General features: G+C 65.7%; 13 protein-coding genes and 1 tRNA gene. 7 read left to right on the forward strand and 7 right to left on the reverse strand.

Annotation, left to right across the window (positions count from 1 at the left end; genetic code table 11):
• Nucleotides 1-69: 69 nt before the first annotated feature.
• From ILT44_RS00360 to hrpB, 3 genes are all read left to right on the forward strand, one after another.
• Complete coding sequence (locus ILT44_RS00360; protein WP_204237564.1) at nt 70-2,361, forward strand: NADP-dependent malic enzyme; 2,292 nt, start codon at nt 70-72, stop codon at nt 2,359-2,361.
• 190 nt (nt 2,362-2,551) lie between these two features.
• Nucleotides 2,552-3,163, forward strand: coding sequence for an HAD family hydrolase (locus tag ILT44_RS00365; protein ID WP_204237565.1), 612 nt, complete (start codon nt 2,552-2,554; stop codon nt 3,161-3,163).
• Nucleotides 3,164-3,437: 274 nt separating this feature from the next.
• Nucleotides 3,438-5,903 (forward strand): ATP-dependent helicase HrpB, encoded by a 2,466-nt coding sequence (gene hrpB / locus ILT44_RS00370; RefSeq protein WP_204237566.1) that lies wholly within the window; start codon nt 3,438-3,440, stop codon nt 5,901-5,903.
• Here hrpB and ILT44_RS00375 read toward each other — a convergent pair.
• From ILT44_RS00375 to aroA, 5 genes are all read right to left on the reverse strand, one after another.
• Nucleotides 5,900-6,277 (reverse strand): methylglyoxal synthase, encoded by a 378-nt coding sequence (locus tag ILT44_RS00375; protein WP_239467805.1) that lies wholly within the window; start codon nt 6,275-6,277, stop codon nt 5,900-5,902. The genes hrpB and ILT44_RS00375 overlap by 4 nt on opposite strands.
• A 12-nt stretch (nt 6,278-6,289) precedes the next feature.
• Nucleotides 6,290-7,093 (reverse strand): DUF1194 domain-containing protein, encoded by an 804-nt coding sequence (locus ILT44_RS00380; protein ID WP_204237567.1) that lies wholly within the window; start codon nt 7,091-7,093, stop codon nt 6,290-6,292.
• Nucleotides 7,094-7,316: 223 nt separating this feature from the next.
• Entirely contained in the window at nt 7,317-8,141 is an 825-nt protein-coding gene (locus tag ILT44_RS00385; RefSeq protein ID WP_204237568.1) for an SDR family oxidoreductase, read from the reverse strand.
• 341 nt (nt 8,142-8,482) lie between these two features.
• Nucleotides 8,483-9,124 carry a (d)CMP kinase gene (cmk, locus tag ILT44_RS00390; RefSeq protein WP_204237569.1) on the reverse strand — a complete coding sequence of 214 codons (642 nt, stop codon included), beginning with the start codon at nt 9,122-9,124 and terminating at the stop codon, nt 8,483-8,485.
• Nucleotides 9,125-9,131: 7 nt separating this feature from the next.
• Nucleotides 9,132-10,481 carry a 3-phosphoshikimate 1-carboxyvinyltransferase gene (aroA, locus tag ILT44_RS00395; RefSeq protein WP_204237570.1) on the reverse strand — a complete coding sequence of 450 codons (1,350 nt, stop codon included), beginning with the start codon at nt 10,479-10,481 and terminating at the stop codon, nt 9,132-9,134.
• Between the two features lie 177 nt (nt 10,482-10,658).
• Here aroA and ILT44_RS00400 point away from each other — a divergent pair, with 177 nt between their 5' ends.
• The 3 genes from ILT44_RS00400 (at nt 10,659) to ILT44_RS00410 (ending at nt 13,702) form a co-directional block, all read left to right on the forward strand.
• Nucleotides 10,659-11,045: a TIGR02300 family protein gene (locus ILT44_RS00400; protein ID WP_204237571.1), complete on the forward strand. Its 387-nt coding sequence runs from the start codon at nt 10,659-10,661 to the stop codon at nt 11,043-11,045.
• Between the two features lie 80 nt (nt 11,046-11,125).
• Nucleotides 11,126-11,201: transfer RNA gene (locus ILT44_RS00405), tRNA-Ala, on the forward strand.
• Between the two features lie 299 nt (nt 11,202-11,500).
• On the forward strand, nt 11,501-13,702 hold the full coding sequence (locus tag ILT44_RS00410) for a malate synthase G (RefSeq protein WP_204237572.1): 2,202 nt from the start codon (nt 11,501-11,503) through the stop codon (nt 13,700-13,702).
• Between the two features lie 179 nt (nt 13,703-13,881).
• Here ILT44_RS00410 and ILT44_RS00415 read toward each other — a convergent pair whose 3' ends face one another.
• Entirely contained in the window at nt 13,882-14,907 is a 1,026-nt protein-coding gene (locus ILT44_RS00415; protein ID WP_204237573.1) for a 5-oxoprolinase subunit C family protein, read from the reverse strand.
• A complete protein-coding gene (gene pxpB, locus ILT44_RS00420; RefSeq protein WP_307826264.1) occupies nt 14,904-15,623 on the reverse strand; it encodes a 5-oxoprolinase subunit PxpB in 720 nt (239 codons plus the stop codon). The genes ILT44_RS00415 and pxpB overlap by 4 nt, the downstream gene beginning before the upstream one ends.
• Nucleotides 15,624-15,846: 223 nt before the next feature.
• On the opposite strand from pxpB, the gene ILT44_RS00425 reads away from it, so the two are divergent.
• Nucleotides 15,847-16,632 (forward strand): 3-hydroxybutyrate dehydrogenase, encoded by a 786-nt coding sequence (locus ILT44_RS00425; RefSeq protein WP_204237575.1) that lies wholly within the window; start codon nt 15,847-15,849, stop codon nt 16,630-16,632.
• Nucleotides 16,633-16,766: the final 134 nt, after the last annotated feature.

Consider the following 16,766-nt stretch of genomic DNA (forward strand, 5'->3'; position numbering starts at 1 on the left):
AGGCGCCTCCTATGTCTTAAGGTCGCATCCCCCTTAGGAAACGCCCTGCATCACAAGAATCGGATCCCCATGACCGACGATCAGCGCCCGACCCGCAGCAAACGCCCCACCTTCACAGACCAGGAGGCGCTGCAATTCCACGCCCAAGGACGCCCCGGCAAGCTCGAGGTGGTTCCGACCAAGCCCATGGCGACCCAGCGCGACCTGTCGCTGGCCTATTCGCCGGGCGTCGCGGTTCCGGTGCTCGCCATCGCCGAGAACCCGTCGCTCGCCTTCGACTACACCACCCGCTCCAACATGGTGGCGGTGATCTCGAACGGCACGGCGATTCTCGGTCTCGGCAATCTCGGGGCACTCGCCTCCAAGCCGGTGATGGAGGGCAAGTCGGTGCTCTTCAAGCGCTTCGCGGACGTGGATTCCATCGATCTCGAGGTCGACACCGAGGATGCGGACGCCTTCATCAACAGCGTGCGCTATCTCGGACCCTCCTTCGGGGGCATCAACCTGGAAGACATCAAGGCGCCGGAATGCTTCATCATCGAGCAGCGCCTGCGGGAACTCATGGACATCCCGGTCTTCCATGACGACCAGCACGGCACGGCCATCATCGCGGCCGCGGGGCTCATCAATGCCCTGCATCTCACCGACCGGGACATGGCGGAGACCAGGCTTGTGGTGAACGGCGCGGGCGCCGCCGGCATCGCCTGCACCGAGCTTCTGAAAGCCATGGGCTTTGCGCCCAACAACGTCATCCTCTGCGACACCAAGGGCGTGATCTACAAGGGCCGCACCGAGGGCATGAACCAGTGGAAGTCCGCTCATGCGGCCGACACCGATGCCCGCACACTCGCGGATGCCCTCAACGGTGCGGATGCGGTGTTCGGCCTCTCGGCCAAGGGCGCGTTCACGGACGAGATGATCCGCTCCATGGCCCCCAATCCCATCATCTTCGCCATGGCCAATCCCGATCCGGAAATCACCCCGGAAGAGGTGGCGCGCATCCGCGACGACGTGATCATCGCCACCGGCCGCTCCGATTACCCGAACCAGGTCAACAACGTCCTGGGCTTTCCCTACATCTTTCGCGGCGCCCTCGACGTCCAGGCGACCACGATCAACATGGAGATGAAGATCGCCGCCGCCCAGGCGCTGGCGGAGCTCGCCCGCGAGGATGTGCCGGACGAGGTGGCGGCGGCTTATCAGGGCACGCGTCCGCGCTTCGGGCGCGAATACATCATCCCCGTGCCCTTCGATCCGCGCCTGATCCATACGATTCCGATGGCGGTGGCGAAGGCTGCCATGGACACCGACGTGGCGCGCCGCCCGATCGTCGACATGCGCTCCTACAAGGCGCAATTGTCCGCCCGGCGCGATCCGGTGGCCGGCACGCTCAACCGCATCTTCGAGCGTGTGCGCAAGTTCCCCAAGCGCGTGGTCTTCGCCGAGGGCGAGGAGGAGCAGGTGATCCGCGCCGCGCTGTCCTTCGTCAATCAGGGGCTCGGCAAGGCGATCCTCGTCGGGCGCGAGGACCGCATCCACGAAACGGCCGTACAGGCTGGCATCGAGCTCGAAGGCCGCGAAGGCATCGAGATCCACAACGCGCGCCTGTCCAACCGCAATGCGACCTACGCGCAGTTCCTCTACGAGCGCCTGCAGCGCAAGGGCTATCTGTTCCGCGACTGCCAGCGCATGATCAACCAGGACCGCAACCATTTCGCCGCTTCCATGGTGGCGCTTGGCGATGCGGACGCCATGGTAACGGGCGCGACGCGCAACTACTCGACGGCACTGACCGACGTGCGGCATGTGATCGACGCCAAGCCCGGGCACCGGGTCATCGGCGTGTCGCTCTGCCTTGCCCGTGGACGCACGGTGCTGGTGGCGGATACGGCCATTCACGAGATGCCGAACGCGCAGGAGCTGGCCGAGATCGCCATCGAATCCGCAGGCGTGGCGCGCCGCCTCGGCTACGAGCCGCGCGTGGCGCTCCTCTCCTTCTCGACCTTCGGCCACCCGAAGGCGGAGCGTGCCGAGAAGATCCAGGAGGCGGTGAAGATCCTCGACGGCATGCGCGTCGATTTCGAGTACGACGGCGAGATGGCGGCGGATGTGGCGCTCAACCGCGATGTCATGGCGCAGTATCCGTTCAGCCGCCTGACGGAGCCTGCGAACGTGCTCGTCATGCCGGCGTTCCACTCGGCTTCCATCTCCACCAAGATGCTGCAGGAACTGGGCGGCGCGATGGTGCTGGGCCCGCTCGTCGTCGGTCTCGACAAGCCGGTGCAGATCGTCTCCCTCGGCGCCACCGACAACGACATCGTCAACATGGCGGCGCTCGCGGCCTACAATATCGGCGGATAAGGACCCTCGGCGGCTCCCTCCATACTTCGTCATGGAGGGAGCTTCCTGCAGCCGAGTTCCATCCCCGATTCATGGTTGAGCCCGTCCAGTTACCCGGATTTCGGCGACAGCCTGCCAGTCTTGAGAGTGGTTTGCCCGCTGCTGGAAAGCTAGACATGCTGGAAGAGAGCTGAAGGAAAGTGTATTGACTATGGGGCAGCCTACCACCGTCGTGTTCGATATCGGAAACGTTCTGCTGCGCTGGGACCCGCGAAATCTCTATCGCCGCGTCTTCGACGATGAGGCGCAGATGGAGTGGTTCCTCGGCAATGTCTGCACGCCTGACTGGAACTTGGAGCAGGACCGGGGGCGCGACTGGGACGAGGCGGTGGCGCTCTTGGTCAAGGATCACCCGAAGCACGAGCCGCACATCCGCGCCTTCCACGAACGCTGGAGCGAGACCGTCTCCGGCGTGTTCGAGGACCACGTGGCGCTTCTGCTCCGCCTGCGCGAGGAGGGCGTGCCGAATTACTGCATCACGAATTTTTCCGGCCCCAAGTTCGTGCTGGCGAAAGAGCGCTTTCCGTTCCTCGCCGGCTTCGACGGCGTCATCGTCTCCGGCGACGAGCGCTTGCTGAAGCCCGATCCCGCCATCTATCACCTTCTGCTCGACCGCTACGGGCTCGTGCCCGAGGATTGCGTCTTCATCGACGATTCCAAGCCCAATGTGGAGGCGGCCCGTGACGTGGGCATGCATGCGATCCACTGCGTCGAGCCTATCGATCTGGCGGCCGAGCTGCGGCGGTATGGGTTTCCGGTATAGCCACAACCCCACGTCATCACCGGCCTTGTGCCGGTGATCTCGATGGATTGAGGCGCTGCGTTGCACATGATCGGGATGGCCGGGACAAGCCCGGCCATGACATGAGAGGGTGTCATCCTCGGCGGTGGGGGCCGGGAAGGGGATCCACGATCAGGCTCAGCGCTCTGGATGCCCTTCCTCTCCGCCGACGCTCCGACCGGGAATGACACCCGGAGACGTGAATGCGTGATCAACCCACACTTGCCCTCTCAGCCCACTTGAGCCATCAGGCGGCATGCGCGCTTTCGACACCTCCCTACCCATCGATGCCGTCCTCGACGAATTGACGGCGAGCCTGCGCGCGCGCCCTAACGCCGTGCTCGTCGCGCCTCCAGGGGCCGGCAAGACCACGCGCGTGCCGCTGGTGCTGCTCGACGAATCGTGGGTGAACGGGGGCAAGATCATCGTGCTGGAGCCGCGCCGCCTCGCGGCCCGCGCAGCGGCGGCGCGCATGGCGCAGACGCTCGGCGAAGCGGTGGGCGAGACGGTGGGACTTCGCGTACGCCTCGGCTCCAAGGTGAGCCGGAAGACGCGGATCGAGGTCGTGACCGAGGGCGTCTTCGCCCGCATGATCCTCGACGATCCGGCGCTTGAGGGCGTCGCCGCGGTTCTCTTCGACGAGTTTCACGAGCGTTCCCTGGATGCGGATCTCGGCCTCGCCCTGGCGCTCGATGCGCAGGGAGGCCTGCGCGAGGACCTTCGTCTCCTCGTCATGTCCGCGACCCTTGACGGGGCGCGGGTGGCCAAACTCCTGAGCGAGGCGCCCGTCGTCGAATCCGAAGGCCGCGCCTATGCGGTCGAGACGCGTTATCTCGGGCGCGATCCCAACCGGCGCATCGATGAGCAGGTGGCGGACGCGGTCACGCGCGCCTTGCGGGCCGAGACGGGTTCGATCCTGGTGTTCCTGCCGGGGCAGGGGGAGATCCGCCGGGTCGAGACCTTTTTGCGCGAACGGATCGCCGATCCCGCCGTCGATATCGCACCGCTTTACGGCGCGTTGGAGCGCGGCGAGCAGGATCTCGCGGTGAGCCCCGCCAAGCCCGGGCGCCGCAAGGTGGTGCTCGCCACTTCCATCGCCGAGACCTCGCTCACCATCGAGGGCGTGCGCGTCGTCATCGATTCGGGGCTCGCCCGCGTGCCGGTCTACGAGCCGAATATCGGCCTCACGCGCCTGGAGACGGTGCGCGTCTCCCGTGCCGCCGCCGATCAGCGCCGGGGCCGTGCGGGCCGCACCGAGCCCGGCGTGTGCTACCGCCTCTGGGAGGAGGCCGCGACCGGGGCGCTGGAACCCTTCGGCCGGCCGGAAATTCTGTCGGCGGATCTCGCGCCCCTCCTGCTCGATTGCGCCGCCTGGGGCGTCACCGATCCGACCGCGCTCGCCTTCCTCGATCCGCCGCCCGCACCGGCGGTGAAGGAGGCGAGGGTGCTGCTGCGGCAGCTCGGCGCCTTGGATGACGAAGGGCGCATCACGGATGTCGGCCGGCGCCTGCGCGACCTGCCGCTGCCGCCGCGGCTTGCGCGCATGGTGCTGCTCGCCGGCGAGACCGGGCAGGCGCGGGATGCTGCGGATGTCGCCGCCGTTCTTGTCGAGCGCGGCCTCGGCGGCGATGCGGTCGATCTGTCCGATCGCGTCGAGCGCTTCCGCCGCGACCGCTCCAAGCGCGCGGAGGACATGCGGCGCATGGCGGAGGGTTGGGCGAAAGGAAGCAAGGTCTCAGGGAAGGGCGAGCCGCGCTCGATCGGAGCGCTCCTCACACTCGCCTATCCCGACCGCCTCGCCAAGGCCCGCGGCAAGCCCGGGGATTACGTCATGGCCAATGGACGCGGCGCATCGCTTGAAGCCCACGAGCGCTTGGCCAAGGAGCCTTATCTTGCCGTCGCCGAAATCGCCGGCGGCGCGGCCTCGGCGCGCATTCTGGCGGCCGCCGCGATCTCGCTTGAAGAGATCGACATCCTGTTTGCCGATTCCATCGAGCAGCGCGAGGAGGTCGCCTTCGACCGGCAGGCGCGGGCCCTGCGGGCGCGCGGCGTCCGGCGCCTAGGCGCATTGATGCTGAACGAGCGGCCTCTGAAGGTTCCACAGACGGAGGCGGCGGCGCGGGCGCTCGCCGAAGGTCTCGTTTCGCTGGGTCTCGATGCATTGCCCTGGTCGAAGGCGCTGGCCCAGTGGCGGGAACGCGTGATGTTTTTGCGCAAGGCCGAGGGCGAGGAATGGCCGGAACTCTCCGACGAAGCTTTGATGCGCACGGCCGATGAATGGCTGGCGCCGCCTCTCGTCGGCAAAAGCAGCCTCGGCGAAATCGGCCCCGATCTGTTGAGCGATGCCCTGCGCGGTCTCCTGCCCTGGAACCTGCAGCGGCGTCTCGATACGGAGGCCCCCACCCACGTCGAGGTGCCGACCGGATCGCAGATCCCGGTCGATTACGGCGCCGAAGAGGGGCCTGCCCTCGCCGTGCGAGTGCAGGAGCTGTTCGGCCTCGACAAGCATCCGACCATCGCGGCCGGGCGCGTGCCGCTCATCCTGCACCTGCTCTCGCCTGCACAGCGCCCGATCCAGATCACCCGCGACCTGCCGGGGTTCTGGCGCGGCTCCTGGACGGCAGTGCGGGCCGATATGCGCGGGCAATATCCGAAGCATCCCTGGCCGGAGGATCCACTCACAGCGCCGCCGACACGGCGTGCGAAGCCGCGCGGGAGCTAGTCTCGGTACGACTCGATCAATCGCCCCGCCGTGGCTCGATTGAGGGCCATCGGAATGTCGTAGACGAGGGCAAGGCGCATCAGCGCCTTCACGTCGACGTCGTGCGGATGGGGCGAGAGCGGATCGACGAAGAAGAACAGCGCATTGATTCGTCCCTCCGCGATCATTGCGCCGATCTGCTGATCGCCGCCGAGCGGCCCGCTCTTGAGCCGCGTGACGGACAGCGACGGGCAGCGTTCCATGACGCGGGCGCCGGTCGTGCCCGTGGCGAAGAGGGTGAAAGGGCGGAGGTCGTTCTCGTACAGGGCCGCAAAGGCGGCCATGTCGTCCTTCTTGGCGTCGTGGGCCACGAGCGCCAGCGTCAGTTGCTTCATGGGAGGGACAGCTCAGTTGCTCCAGCGGTCACGCCACTGCATCTCGCCGGCCATGCAGTTGGTGCGCGGAATGGTCTGGATGCGCTTGATCAGGGGCTGCTCGGGCATGAGGTTGGCAACTTCCAGCAGGATCTTGGTCTTGATCGCCTCGATGAACTGGTCGCGCTCCCGCACCGGAACGGTGAACGAACCCTGACCGCCGATCACGCACTCCTTGTAATAGATGTCGAGGTCCGGGATGTCGAGGTAGCCGGGCTGGCGCAGCATGATCGGCAGCCCGTTGATGGTGATGCCCTTCTCCAGCGCCGCATCGCGGGCCTCGATCACGAGCCTGCCCTGGTTGTTCGGGCCGTCGCCGGACACGTCGATCACCCGCCGGGTCGCGCTGACACCGCTCTCCTCCAGGAGTTTCACGCTGAAATCGATCGCGCTGGAGATCGAGGTCCGCTGGGCGCGCCTGAGCGGCGTCGAGGCGATCCTGTCCGCAAAGGCCATCAGGCTCTCGGAATTGTCGAGGACCGTCCAGGGAATGATCACCTTCTGATCCGGCGACCCCGCCCACTCCATGTAGGTCACGGCGATCCGGCCCAGCATCCCGCCGCGGATCGCGTCATGGACGAGCTTGGAGCGGAAGGCCTGGGCGAAGCCCTCCCGCTGCAGGGCCTGTTCGTCCGTGTCCATGGAAAAGGAGATGTCCACCGCGACCACGAGAGCGAGGTCGACTTCGGTTTCGGTCTGGGCCTGAGCCGGAAGGGCGAGAAGGGCCCATAGGCAGACCAGTCCTGCGGCAAGGCGGGTGAAGCCGGTACGAACCATCGGAGTCTCCTGTACGGGAGCCGTCTTGGTTGGGAAAGTGTGCCAGTTTCTGAAACTAAGGCAAGGCTGCCCATGGACCAGAGGGTACCCGAAGCATGGCAATTATGAGGTTTGTATCCCTAAGCCTTGCATATTTTGAAACGAACCGCCTTTCCGATGGCCTGAGCGGATTCCTGTGCAGGGAACATACGCGACGGCTAACCGGCTGAAATCCTTCGTATCTTCACTTGGGAGCGAGTTCACCGAACCAGTAGGCTGCCGTGACCCCGCCATCCATGAGGAAGTCGCTGCCGGTGATGAATGCGCCGTCAGGGCCCATGAGGAGGGCGCCGACGGTGCCGACCTCGTCCGGAGTGCCGGCTCGTCCAGCCGCGGACAACTCTATCATCCGACGATAACCAGGGCCACGCGGTCCCTCCAGTTCATCTTTCGCGAGCGGCGTGATGATGATCCCGGGGCTGATTGTGTTGACCCGGGCGCCGCGCTTGCCCCAGCGAACGGCTTCAGCCATCACCCGCAACGAGTTCCCCCGCTTCGAAAGCTGGTAGGCCTGAAGGGGATCCTTGACCTGCTCAGGCTGAAGCATCGGCAGCTTGAGCAAGTCCTCGGTGAGCGTCGTTGCGAGGGCCGCGTTCTGCTCGGTCGAAAGCGGCGGCAGGCGATGCCCGGACTGGGAGGCGATCACGACTCCAGCGCCACCGGGCGCGATCACGTTGCCGAATTCCTCCAGCACGAGTGCAGTTCCGTAGAGGTCGACCTTGAGGATCGTTTCCGGCGAGGCCTGGGTCGGCGACACGCCGGCGGCATGAATAACGCCGGAGACCTCGCCGAGGGCAGCGGCCGCCTCAGCGAGAGCGTGAACCGAGGCGCGCGATGACACATCGACTGTCGCGGTACTCACGGTGAACCCGGCCTCTCTCAGGGTTTTCGCCGCCGCCTCGGCGTTTTCCTGGCGCAGGTCGGCCAGCAGGACATGCTTGCCTGCACTGACCCGCCGCGCAATGGCTTGGCCAATCGATCCGGCTCCGATCACAACGATCACATTCATCCTGTCGATCCCCTTCTATGGTCCAACGCTTGCACCGAACGGGCCACTCATCGGCCAATCGCTCCTTGCGGGGAGATACCTAAGACGCTTGCTCCCTTGCGATTAGGGGGCAAGTTTTGCATGCACCTATATCGGGAGCTCATGAATGCGACGCCTACAGTCACAATGAAGCTTGCCCTGCGCGGGTGTTCCATAAAAGAAATGACAATGATCGTTGTCATTCCGGCAAGCGGAGCGAGGGAATGGGATCCAACCCTCATGCACCGCGCGATCAGGCCAAGGGCATTGAGGGACGATAATCAACGATCAAGCTGGCGGGTCAGACACTCAAAATGAGAGAGTTACTCACCGGCTCTTGAGAAGCGCTTGTCCTCGACGATCTTGAGGGCCGCCTGGAAGGCAGCATCGGCATCCAGATGCGTCGTATCGAGGGTGACGGCGTCGGCGGCGGCCTTGAGCGGAGCGGTGCTCCGGCTCATATCGCGCTCGTCCCGGCGGCGGATGTCGTCCAGAATCGCCTCGTATTGCGCCTGCTCGCCCCGCTTGATGAGTTCGAGATGCCGACGGCGGGCGCGTTCCTCGGGAGCGGCGGTGATGAAGAGCTTCACGTCCGCATCCGGGCAGACCACGGTGCCGATATCCCGTCCGTCGAGCACGGCACCCGGCCCCTTCGCGCCGAACTGGCGCTGGAAGGCGAGGAGTGCATCCCGGACCGGCTGGTAGGCGGAGACCACGGAGGCGGCCTCGCCCATGGCTGCGCCCCGCAGGCGGGAATCGTCTTCCAGGTGCGAGACATCCAGGTTCCGCGCCACTTCAGCCGCCGCATCCAGGTCGGACAGGGGGAGGTTGCGATCCATGAGGACGCGGGCGACCGCCCGGTAGAGCAGCCCGGTATCCAGATGGGCGAAGCCGTAATGCTCGGCGAGGCGCTTGCCCAGGGTCCCCTTGCCGGAAGCCGCAGGGCCGTCGATGGCGATGATCATGGGCGGCTCAATCCTGGATCGTGGCGCCGAGTTCCCGCATGAGCGGGATGAACGAGGGGAAGCTCGTGGCGATCATGGCGCCGTCATCGACCGTCATCGGGTCGGCGGTCGCCAAGCCCATGACCAGGAACGCCATGGCGATGCGGTGGTCGAGATGGGTCGCCACCGGATGGCCTCCGCCGCGAACCTTGCCGCCGGAGCCGTGGACGATGAGGTCGTCGCCCTGGATCTCGTGCTCGACGCCGGCCTCCGCGAGGCCTGCCGCCACGGCCGCCAGACGATCGGATTCCTTCACGCGCAACTCATGGAGACCCTGCATCCGGGTCGTGCCTTGAGCAAAGGAGGCGGCAACCGCCAGGATCGGGTATTCGTCGATCATGGCCGGAGCCCGGGCGTGCGGGACGGTGACGCCATGTAGCTTGCTGTGGCGCACGCGCAGATCCGCGACCGTCTCGCCACCCTCGTCCCGCTCGTTGAGGCGCTCGATGGCAGCGCCCATCTCGATCAGCGTGGTGATGAGGCCGGTGCGCAGCGGGTTCATCATCACACCCTCAAGGATCACGTCCGAACCGGGAGTGATCAGCGCCGCCACCAGGGGGAAGGCGGCGGAGGAGGGGTCGGTCGGCACGACGATGTCGGTGCCGCGCAGTTCGGGCTGGCCCTGCAGGGTGATGGCGCGTCCATCGGCGCCATGGAGGGCAACCTCCACGTTCGCCCCGAAATGGCGCAGCATCCGCTCCGTATGGTCGCGGGTCGCCTCGCGCTCGATCACGGTGGTCCTGCCCGGCGAGTTGAGTCCGGCGAGCAGGATCGCCGACTTGATCTGGGCCGAGGCGGCGGGGGTCTCGTAGGTGATGGGAAGAGTCTCGCGGGGGCCGCGCAGGGTCAGCGGCACCCGTCCGCCCTCGGCCTCGCTCACTACGGTCACGCCCATCCTGGCGAGAGGATCGAGGATGCGGCGCATCGGGCGCTTCCTCAAGGAGGCGTCGCCGTCGAAGGTCGAGGTGATCGGGTGGCTGCCCGCCACCCCCATCATCAGGCGCGAGCCGGTGCCCGCATTGCCGAAATCGAGAATGTCCTTCGGCTCGGTCAGCCCGCCGATGCCGACGCCGACGATCCGCCAGCGGCCCGGCGCCTCGCGGGTGATGGTGGCGCCGAGCGCCCGGCAGGCCTCGGCCGTGCGCAGCACGTCATCGCCCTCGAGCAGGCCCTCGACCCGGGTTTCGCCGATGGAGAGGAGCCCGAAGATCATGGAGCGATGGGAGATCGACTTGTCGCCCGGAACGCGGATGCGCCCCCTCAGGGGCATTCCGGCCCTGCTGGCGACCGGGGACGGCGTTCCGTGCGCGTGCGACATCGTGTGGGTTCCTTGACCTTCTCGTCAGGGCGGGCTCCTAACACGGTGTTTTCCCGCCGTCACGCGCAAGCTGGGTCAAGCTCGGCCCTTGCGGCTGCAATTTCCTATTTGACAAGCCATGCCCTGCCGACTAACGGAGCCTTCCCAACCATTCACACGTATTTAAGGCAATCACCCGTGGCCAAACCGGAACTCGGCTTGAAGCGCCAGTGCATGAGCTGCGGCGCGAAATTCTACGATCTCAACAAGGACCCGGCTGTCTGCCCGAAATGCGGCACCGTGTTCCAGGCGACGGCCCTGACCCGCGTGGCTGCTCCCGTGGCCGCCCGTGCCGCTGCCGTGGCCGACGACGAGGAGACCGAGCTCGAGGCGGCCGGACCGGAGATGGTCTCCCTCGATGAGGTCGAGGCCGACGAGAACGAGAAGGACATCCCGGTCGACGACGACATCGACGTGGCCGACGACGTTGCCGATGACGACACCTTCCTCGAGGACGAGGAGGAGGGCGACGACGATGTGTCCGACCTGATCGACAGCGATCTGGAAGACGACGAAGAGGCTTGAACCTCGGACCGGAGGCGACTATAGAGACGCCTCTGCTTTGACAGAGAAAGCTGCGGTGCCCCAAACACCGCAGGCCAAATGGGGCTGTAGCTCAGTTGGGAGAGCGCTTGAATGGCATTCAAGAGGTCAGCGGTTCGATCCCGCTCAGCTCCACCAAACCTTCAAGAAGCCGCCTCAGGCGGCTTTTTTGTTGGCGAGAGCATCGGACCCAAAAGTGGAAGGCACTTTGGGATCTTGTCCGATGCTCCATTTTAAGATGGCGTATCGCTGTTGCGGAAAACCGAGGCCAGTTTTCACTAGCGTGGCCCTTCGGGTCGCTGACGCGGCGCTCCGGGTCCGCACGATGCGTTCTTTCGTCCGCCCTTCGTCTCATGGAAAGGGCACTCATCTTCATTTTTAGTCTCTCCGCGTTATAGGTAAGGCCAGGATCTTCAAATCCACCGAAAGCGGGAACGATGACGCGCACCCAGACGAACGGCCTCCAGGTTGCTCCGGTTCTTCATGAATTCATCGAGCGGGAGGCGCTGGCCTATACCGGCGTATCTGCGGATGCCTTCTGGAAAGGCCTCAGCGGCCTCGTGCGGGCCTTCGCGCCCCGCGACCGCGAGCTGCTGGCCGTCAGGGACAAGATCCAGGCGCAGATCGACGAATATCACCGCGCCCGAAAAGGCCAGGCCTTCGATCAGGCCGGCTACGAGCAGTTCCTGCGCGATATCGGCTATGTGCTGCCGGAGCCCGAGGATTTTGCGGTCAGGACGCAGAACGTGGACGACGAGATCGCCCGCATCGCCGGTCCCCAGCTCGTGGTGCCGGTCTCCAATGCCCGCTATGCGCTCAATGCGGCCAATGCCCGCTGGGGCAGCCTCTACGATGCCCTCTACGGCACCGATGCCATTCCCGAGGAGGGCGGCGCCACGCGCTCGGGCGGCTACAACAAGGCCCGCGGCGCGAAAGTGGTGGCCCGCGCCCGCGAGTTTCTCGACCAGGCGGCGCCCCTGGCGGGCGGCAGCCACAGGGATGCAGCCTCTTACGCCATTCAGGGCGGCGCCCTCATCGTCAAGCTTCAGGACGGCACCGAGTCGGGGCTTTCCGATCCGGCCCAGCTCGTCGGCTACCAGGGCGAGGCGTCCGCGCCTTCGGCCGTGCTCCTGCGCCACAACAACCTGCATCTCGACATCCGGATCGACCGCTCGCACCCGATCGGCGCCGAGGATCCGGCCGGCATCGCCGACGTGGTCATGGAATCGGCCGTCTCCACCATCATGGACCTGGAGGACTCGGTCGCGGCCGTCGATGCCGACGACAAGGTGGAGGTCTACCGTACCTGGCTCGGGCTGATGCGGGGCGATCTTGTCGAGAGCTTCGAGAAGGGCGGACGCATTGTCGAGCGTCGCCTCAATCCGGACCGGGTCTATACGAGCGTGAACGGCGGCGAGGTGCGCCTGCACGGACGCAGCCTCATGCTGGTGCGCAATGTGGGCCATCACATGTTCACCGATGCGGTGCTGGACGAGTCGGGCCAGGAGATCCCGGAGACCATCCTCGATGCGGCCGTCACCGCTCTCATCGCGATCCACGACGTGAAGGGGCAGGGCGAGATCCGCAACAGCCGCGCAGGCTCGGTCTATATCGTGAAGCCCAAGATGCACGGGCCCGACGAGGTGGCGTTTGCCAACGATCTGTTCGAGGCTGTCGAGGACATGCTGGGCTTGTCGCACAACACTCTCAAGATGGGCATCATGGACGAGGAGCGGCGCACCTCCGTCAACCTCAAGGCCTGCATCCGGGCGGCAAGCGAGCGCATCGTGTTCATCAACACGGGCTTCCTGGACCGCACCGGCGACGAGATCCACACCTCCATGGAAGCCGGTCCCATGATCCGCAAGAACGACATGAAGTCGACCGCATGGATCAAGGCCTACGAGGACAACAATGTGGATGTCGGCATGCTCTGCGGCCTGCCCGGCAAGGCGCAGATCGGCAAGGGCATGTGGGCTGCGCCCGACAAGATGGCCGACATGCTCGCGCAGAAGATCGGCCACCCGCAGGCCGGCGCCAGCACCGCCTGGGTGCCGTCGCCGGCCGCCGCGACGCTGCATGCGCTGCACTACCATCATGTGAACGTGCCGGCGCGCCAGGAGGAGCTGAAGCAGCGCCCGCGCGCCAAGCTCTCGGACATCCTGACCATTCCGGTGTCGCAGTCCAACTGGGCGCCGGATGCGGTGCAGCAGGAGCTCGACAACAACTGCCAGGGCATCCTCGGTTATGTGGTGCGCTGGATCGACCAGGGCGTCGGCTGCTCCAAGGTGCCGGACATCCACGATGTCGGGCTCATGGAAGACCGTGCGACCCTGCGCATTTCGAGCCAGCATCTCGCCAACTGGCTGCGCCACGGCGTCGTCACGGAGGATCAGGTGATGCAGACCCTGCGCCGCATGGCGGAGGTCGTGGACCGGCAGAATGCCGGCGATCCGCTCTATCGCCCGATGGCGCCGGGCTTCGACGGGCCCGCCTTCCAGGCCGCCTGCGATCTCGTCTTCAAGGGTGTGGAGCAGCCCAACGGCTACACCGAATACGTGCTGCACGCCCGCCGCCGCGAGGCGAAGGCTGCGGGTGCGCCCGACCGCATCGACGAGAGCGGCGTCAGGACGACGTGAGAGGCTGGTTCGAAAAGGCTTCCAACTCCATACCCTCATCCTGAGGAGCAGGCGTAGTCTGCGTCTCGAAGGAGGTTCCAGAGAACACTGAAACCTCCTTCGAGACGGCGCTGCGCGCCTCCTCAGGATGAGGTGGGAGATTTACGAGCTAGCCTTCGAAGAGAGATAAGGCGCTCCTGTCATTCGTGTTGAGCGGGAGAGAGCGCGTCGACCGTGCCGCCGATGAGGTTGCGGCTCAACAGATGCTCCGTCGTCAGGGCGTAGCGCACGGGCGTGAGATGCGTCGGCAGCGCAGCGATCCAATCCTTCATCAGGCGCGCCGCCGCCACGGCCTCGTCCCGCCCCACGGCCTTGAAGCGCACGCCAGCGCCGGACCGCATCTGGGCGAAACGGGCAAGGTCGGCGCTGATCACGGTGGCGATCTTCGGATAGCCGCCCGCCGTCTGCCTGTCGCGCATCAGCACGATGGGCTGGCCGCTGCCCGGCACCTGGATATGGCCGTCGACGATTCCATCCGACACGATGTTGAAGCCCTTGGCGTGCTCGAGCTTGGGGCCTGTGAGCTGAAAACCCATCCGGTCGGCCTGGGGGCTGATGGTGAATTCGCTGTCCAGGAACAGGCGCAAGGCTTCCGGCGTGAAGTAATCGTCCTGCGGCCCCAGCATGACGCGGAGAGGGCCGGTCTCCTCAAGGATGTCGGCATTCAGCTGCATCGGCTCGCCCCCTTGAGCCTCGGGCCGGCAGGGCAGGCGGTTGCCGGCCTGGAGCGGCGCGCCTTTCAGGCCTCCGAGGCGGGAGCGCAGATGGAACGAGAGGCTCCCCAGCTGCGGCTCGACCGCAAAGCCTCCGGCCACTGCCAGATAGGCGAAAGTGCCGGTGCGAGGATGCCCCACCTCCAGGGTCTGGCCCTCCTTCAGAACAAAAGACGTCAGGGGCGCGACCGGTGTTCCGTCGACGCTTGCGGAGCAGCCCGCGCCGGCGATGGCGAGGTGCAGGTCGCCGCCCTCCGCTGTGAAGGCGCCGCCGAGATTGACGAACTCGATGGCCGCGGTCTCCAGAGGGTTGCCGACGAGAGCATTCGCCATGGCAAGAGCCCGTCGATCCATCGCGCCGGAGGGCGAGACGCCGAAGCCCTGGTAGCCGAGACGACCGCGATCCTGCAGGGCGGTCATGGGGCCGCAGGATTTGACCGTGAGATCAATCATGGGCGCACCTCCTCGGCCACCGGCTCGCCGGCCATCACGGCCTTCTCCATCGCCTCCCAGCGCGAGGCATCGACGGGCTCGAAGACGATCTCATCGCCGGCCGCGAACAGGAAGACCGGATCGCGCTCCGGCACGTAGGGCCGCACGGGCGTCAGGCCGAGATTGTGCCAGCCGCTCGGCATGTCCATGGGGGCGATGCCGGCCTGCTCGCCGCCGATCATGATCGTGCCGGCTGGGATTTTTGCCCGCGGATGGAGCCTGCGCGACGTGGCGATCCTCTTGTCGAGGCCGCCGAGATAGGTAAAGCCCGGCAGGAAGCCGATCATGTAGATGCGGTAGACCGCCGACGCATGGATGTCGACCACCTGGGCAGGCGTCAGGCCATGGATCTCCGCCACCTCCTCCAGGTCGCTGCCGTATTCGCCACCATAGACGACCGGCACGCGCCAGCGCCGCCCCACCGCATTGCGGGGCGCGAGATCCTTCGTTTCCGCGGTGAGGAGCCTGAGCAGGGCGTCGTAATCGGTCGCTGCCGGATCGAACTGAATCGTCAGAGAACGATAGGTCGGCACGGTCTCGACCAGGCCCGCCGGCGCATGGGCGCGGACGATGTCGTCGAGGGCGAGAACCATGCCGTTGATGTCCGGGTCGATCGTGCTTCCGAACTCGACGGTCAGGGCACTGTCGCCGCAGGGAAGAATTCTCGGTGTCTGCACCACGCCCCCATCGCATTGCTGAACGGCATCCGATCCATCTCATATCGGGGCGGTCCAGACAACGGTCGGGTTGGGGCAATGGACATGCGCCCGGCACATGGGCGAGCCAGCGCAGAGCACCTGTCGCCCATGCTCCTTTTTGCTAGGCTCACTCCCACATTGCGCTTCGTGCTATGGCACGTCCCATCTGATGCCTGTCATCCAGGCCCCTGCGGAGTAGACCATGACTTTGACATCCAAGACAGCCGTCGTCACCGGCTCGACCAGCGGCATCGGCCTCGCCATCGCCCGCGCTCTGGCCAAGGAAGGCGCCAACATCGTTCTGAATGGCCTCGGCGATGCGGCTGAGATCGAGAAAACCCGCGTCGGCATTGAGAGCGAGTTCGGCGTCAAGGCCGTCTATTCGCCGGCCAACATGCTGAAAAGCGACGAGATCGAGGAGATGGTGCGGCTGGGCGAACGGACCTTCGGCAGCGTCGACATCCTCGTCAACAATGCCGGCATCCAGTTCGTCTCGCCGGTGGAGGATTTCCCGGTCGAGAAATGGGACCAGATCATCGCCATCAACCTGTCCTCCGCCTTCCATGCCATCCGTGCCGCCGTGCCCGGCATGAAGGCGCGCGGATGGGGGCGCATCATCAACACGGCCTCGGCCCATTCGCTCGTGGCCTCGCCCTTCAAGTCGGCCTATGTGGCCGCCAAGCACGGCATTGCAGGCCTCACCAAGACGGTGGCTCTGGAAGTCGCAACGCATGGCATCACCGTGAACTGCATCAGCCCCGGCTATGTCTGGACGCCCCTTGTCGAGAAGCAGATTCCCGACACCATGAAGGCGCGTGGGCTGACCAAGGAACAGGTCATCAACGACGTGCTTCTGGAGGCCCAGCCCACCAAGCAATTCGTGACCGTCGATCAGGTGGCGGCGCTGGCCGTGTTCCTGTGCTCGGATGCGGCGAGCCAGATGTCCGGCGCCAACCTGTCGATGGATGGCGGCTGGACGGCGAAGTAAGGGAAGAGCTTGAGCCAATCCACCACCCTCATCCTGAGGAGGTCACGAAGTGACCGTCTCGAAGGATCTTCCAGTGCTCTCTTGAACCTCCTTCGAGACGCAGCTTCGCTGCTCCTCAGGATGAGGACTGAGTT

It is taken from the genome of Microvirga arvi (assembly GCF_016892765.1).
GTDB classification, from domain to species: Bacteria; Pseudomonadota; Alphaproteobacteria; order Rhizobiales; family Beijerinckiaceae; genus Microvirga; species Microvirga arvi.

Bases quoted from the DNA above. Each gene is read 5' to 3' on its own strand.
- ILT44_RS00360 (WP_204237564.1), top strand. From the start codon at position 70: ATGACCGACGATCAGCGCCCGACCCGCAGCAAACGCCCCACCTTCACA.
- ILT44_RS00365 (WP_204237565.1), top strand. From the start codon at position 2,552: ATGGGGCAGCCTACCACCGTCGTGTTCGATATCGGAAACGTTCTGCTG.
- hrpB (WP_204237566.1), top strand. From the start codon at position 3,438: ATGCGCGCTTTCGACACCTCCCTACCCATCGATGCCGTCCTCGACGAA.
- ILT44_RS00375 (WP_239467805.1), bottom strand. From the start codon at position 6,277: ATGAAGCAACTGACGCTGGCGCTCGTGGCCCACGACGCCAAGAAGGAC.
- ILT44_RS00380 (WP_204237567.1), bottom strand. From the start codon at position 7,093: ATGGTTCGTACCGGCTTCACCCGCCTTGCCGCAGGACTGGTCTGCCTA.
- ILT44_RS00385 (WP_204237568.1), bottom strand. From the start codon at position 8,141: ATGAATGTGATCGTTGTGATCGGAGCCGGATCGATTGGCCAAGCCATT.
- cmk (WP_204237569.1), bottom strand. From the start codon at position 9,124: ATGATCATCGCCATCGACGGCCCTGCGGCTTCCGGCAAGGGGACCCTG.
- aroA (WP_204237570.1), bottom strand. From the start codon at position 10,481: ATGTCGCACGCGCACGGAACGCCGTCCCCGGTCGCCAGCAGGGCCGGA.
- ILT44_RS00410 (WP_204237572.1), top strand. From the start codon at position 11,501: ATGACGCGCACCCAGACGAACGGCCTCCAGGTTGCTCCGGTTCTTCAT.
- ILT44_RS00415 (WP_204237573.1), bottom strand. From the start codon at position 14,907: ATGATTGATCTCACGGTCAAATCCTGCGGCCCCATGACCGCCCTGCAG.
- ILT44_RS00425 (WP_204237575.1), top strand. From the start codon at position 15,847: ATGACTTTGACATCCAAGACAGCCGTCGTCACCGGCTCGACCAGCGGC.